Raw genomic sequence first — 3,852 nt, 5'->3', positions numbered from 1 at the left:
GGTGCGGCGCCGCGCCGACGGGGTGCTGGAGTTCATGGGCCGGGCGGACGCCCAGGTCAAGGTGCGGGGCTTCCGTGTCGAGCCCGCCGAGGTGGAGGCGGCCCTGGCGCGCTGCCCCGGGGTGGTGCGCGCGGTCGTCACGGCGCGGCCGGCGCCGGACGGGGGCAAGGCCCTCGCCGCGCACCTGGTGCTCGCGCCGGGCGCCGGGCTGCGTGCCGTACGGGAGGAGGCCGCCCGGACCCTGCCGGTCCACCTGGTGCCCTCGCTGTGGGCGTGCATCGACGCCGTACCGCTGACGGCGCACGGGAAGGTGGACCGGGCGGCGCTGCCCGAGCCCCGGGCGGCGGCGGAGGGGCGCCGGGAGCCGCGCGCGGGGCGGGAGGCCGCGCTGTGCGCGCTGTTCGCCGAGACGCTGGGCACGGCGGACGTGGGGCCCGACGGCGACTTCTTCGCGCTCGGCGGCCACTCGCTGCTCGCCCTGCGCCTGACCTCGCGGATCGAGGCGGCGCTGGGGGTGCGCGTACCGCTCGCCGCGCTCTTCGACGCGCCGACCCCGGCCGCGCTCGCCGGCCGCCTCGGCGCCCCGGCGGACGACGGGTTCGGGCCGCTGGTCGCCCTGCGCCCCGGCGGAGGGGACCGTGTGCCGTTGTTCTGCGTGCACCCCGGATTCGGCCTCGGGTGGGCGTACACCGCGCTGCTGCCGCACCTCTCCCCCGGGCACCCGGTGTACGCCCTGCAGTCGCCCGCCCTGCGCGGGGCGACCGGACTGCCGCCCACCATGGGGGCGATGGCGGAGCAGTACCTCACGCACATCCGCAGGGTGCGGCCGCACGGCCCGTACCTCCTGCTCGGCCGCTCCTTCGGCGGTCTGCTCGCCCATGAGCTCGCGGCCCGGCTGCGGGCCGCGGGCGAGGAGGTGGGCCTGCTCGCGGTCCTCGACGCGATGCCGAAGCCTCCGTCGGCCGGGCCGCTCGACCCGGGGGCCGTCGAGCGGGAGGTGCTGCGCCTGCTCCTGCGGAACAACGGGGTCGCCGCGGCCGCCGGCCCGGACGGCCGGGCCGGGGTGTTCGCGCGGATACGCGGCGGGGACGGGCCGCTCGCCGGGTTCGACGACGCGCGGCTCGGGGCGGTGGCGGAATCGATGGCCCACCACATCCGGCTGGCGCACACCTGGCACCCCTCGCCGTACGACGGCCCCCTGACGCTGTTCTCGGCGACGCGCGCCGCCGAGGCGACGACCGGGGAGAAGACGGCGGCGTGGCGGCCCTGGGCGGCGGTCCTGGACGTCCACGAGCTCGACTGCGCGCACAGCGACGTGCTCGGCACGGGGCCGGCCGGCACGGTGGCCGCCGTCATCGACGACGTACTACGGGGGAAGTGAGCCATGACCGACACCGAGGAGTACGAGTTCCCGGTCTCCGACGCGCAGAGCAGGCTGCTCGTCCTGGACCAGCTGGACCCGGGTTCCCCGCAGTACCACGTGCCCGCGGCGTTCGCGGTGCGCGGGCCGTTCGACCCGGTCGCGTTCCGCCGGGCGCTGGACGCCCTGGTGGCCCGGCACGAGTCGCTGCGCACCGTGTTCCGGACCTCGCCGGGCGGGGCGCCGGTCCAGATCGTCGCGGCGGCCGGGCGCGCGGCGCTGCGGGTGGAGACGGACGTCCCGGCGGGCGAGGTGGACACGCGGATGCGGGCGGAGGCGGCACGGCCGTTCGACACGTCGGCCGGTCCGCTGCTGCGCGCCACCGTGTACGCGGTGGACGACGCCTCGCACCGGGTGCTGCTGGTGGCGCACCACCTGGTCTGCGACGGCTGGTCGCTCCAGGTGATCCTGCGGGAGGTGTCGGCGGCGTACGAGGCGGCGCTGAAGGACCTGCCCCACGAGCTGCCCGAACTGCCGCTCCAGTTCCCCGACTACGCCGCCTGGCAGCGGGAGCGGATGGCGGCCGGCGCGTACGCGGGGGCCGTCGCGCACTGGGCGGAGCAGCTGCGCGGCGCGCCCGGCGCGGTGGCGCTGCCGCTGGACCGGCCGCGCCCCGCGGTGCGGTCGGCGGCGGGCGGGAGCGTGCGGTTCAGGCTCGGCGCGGCGGTGCGGGAGCGCCTCGCGGGCGTGGCGCGGGCGCACGGGGCGACCTCGTTCATGGGGCTGTTCGCGGTGTACGCCGCGTTCCTGGGGCGGCTGACGGGCCGCGAGGACCTGGTGATCGGCTTCCCGGTGTCGGGGCGCGACCGGCCCGAACTCCAGGACGTGGTCGGCATGCTGACCAACACCCTGGCGCTACGGGTGGACCTGGGCGGCGACCCCTCGTACGGCGAGCTGGTCGCCCGGCTGCGCGCGCGGCTGCTCGCCGCCGGGCCCCACCAGGACGCGCCGTTCGAGGCGGTGGTGGACGCGGTGGCGCCGGCCCGCGAGACGAGCCACGACCCGGTGGTGCAGGTGGTGTTCGCCTACGACGACGACACGGAGCTGTCGCTCCGGCTCGCCGGTGCGCGGGTGACGCGCGTCGAACTGGACCTGCCCACCGCCAAGTTCGACCTGCACCTCCATGTGGAGCGGGCGGGTGACGAGCTGGCGGCGCAGTTCATCCACCGCAGCGAGCTGTTCGACCCGGCGACGGTCCGCGCGTGGGTGCGCGGCTTCGAGACGCTGCTGGCCGAGGCGCTGGCCCGGCCGGACGAGCCGCTGTCCCGGCTCGACGCGGTCCCGGCGGACGAGCGGGCGCGGGTGCTCGTGGCGGCCGACCGCACGGACGAGGCCGCGCCGGTGGGCCGGCTGGTGCCGGACCTGGTCGCCGACCGCGCGGCCGAGCGGCCGGACGCCACGGCCCTGGTCTGCGGCGAGGAGCGCCTCACCTACCGGGAACTGCTGGCCCGCGCCGACGCGCTGGCGGCCCGGCTGCGCGCGGCGGGCGCCCGGCCGGGGGTCCGGGTGGGCCTGCTGCTGCCCCGCTGCGCGGACATGGCGGTCGCGGCGCTGGCGGTCCTGCGGGCGGGCGCCGCGTACGTGCCGCTGGACCCGGCGCATCCGGACGCCCGGCTGCGCTACATGGCGGAGCACTCGGGCGCGGCGCTGCTGGTGGTCACCGCGGCGACGGCGGGCCGCGACCTGGGGGTGGCCGCGTTGCGGGCCGACGAGCCCGCCGGCGTGGTGGCCGGCCCGGGGCCCGTGGTGGCCCCGGGAGCCCGCGACCTCGCCTACGTGCTGTACACCTCCGGGTCGACCGGTGTGCCGAAGGGCGTGGCCGTGGAGCACCGGGCGCTGCTGAACCTGGCCGTCGCCGTGCGGACGCGGTTCCCGGTGACGGCCGGCGACAAGGTGCTCCAGTACGTGTCGTTCGGGTTCGACGTGGCGGTGTCGGACCTGTTCTTCGCCTGGGTCGCCGGGGCGGAGCTGCACATCGCGCAGGAGGACGAGCGGCTCGGGGAGGGGCTGTTCGCGCGGCTGCGGGACAGCGGCATCACGTACGCGTTCCTGCCGCCGTCCGCCGCGATGATGCTGCCCGGCGGCGCGGGCGGGGCGCTGCCGCGGCTGCGGACCCTCGCGGTCGGCGGTGAGGCGTGCCCCGCCGGGCTGGTCGAGCGGCTGGCAGCGCCGGGGCGGCGGATCGTCAACGCGTACGGGCCGAGCGAGGCCACCGTGTACGCCACGACCGCCGACCTGCGCCCGGGCGAGCCGGTGGTCATCGGGCACGCCGTGCCCGGCGCGCGCACCTACGTGCTGGACGCGCGGCTGCGGCCGGTGCCGACGGGCGTGACCGGGGAGGTGTACGTCGCCGGCGCGTCCCTGGCGCGCGGGTACATCGGGCAGCCGGGCATGACCGCCGAGCGGTTCGTCGCCGACCCGTACGGCCCGCC

The 3,852-nt window shown here is 78.0% G+C and carries 2 protein-coding genes; both read left to right on the top strand.

The window, feature by feature from the left end:
• The coding region (locus IH00_RS0124310) for a thioesterase domain-containing protein (protein WP_039947360.1) at positions 1 to 1,381 on the top strand (1,381 nt) is incomplete at its 5' end.
• Positions 1,382 to 1,384: 3 nt separating this feature from the next.
• Positions 1,385 to 3,852: non-ribosomal peptide synthetase (locus tag IH00_RS37645; RefSeq protein WP_158827918.1), on the top strand; the 2,468-nt coding region annotated here is incomplete at its 3' end.

This window comes from Streptomyces sp. NRRL S-118 (assembly GCF_000716335.1).
Lineage (GTDB): Bacteria > Actinomycetota > Actinomycetes > Streptomycetales > Streptomycetaceae > Streptomyces.
Note: the sequence above shows the minus strand (reverse complement) of the source record. Positions and strands in the feature narration are given on the sequence as shown.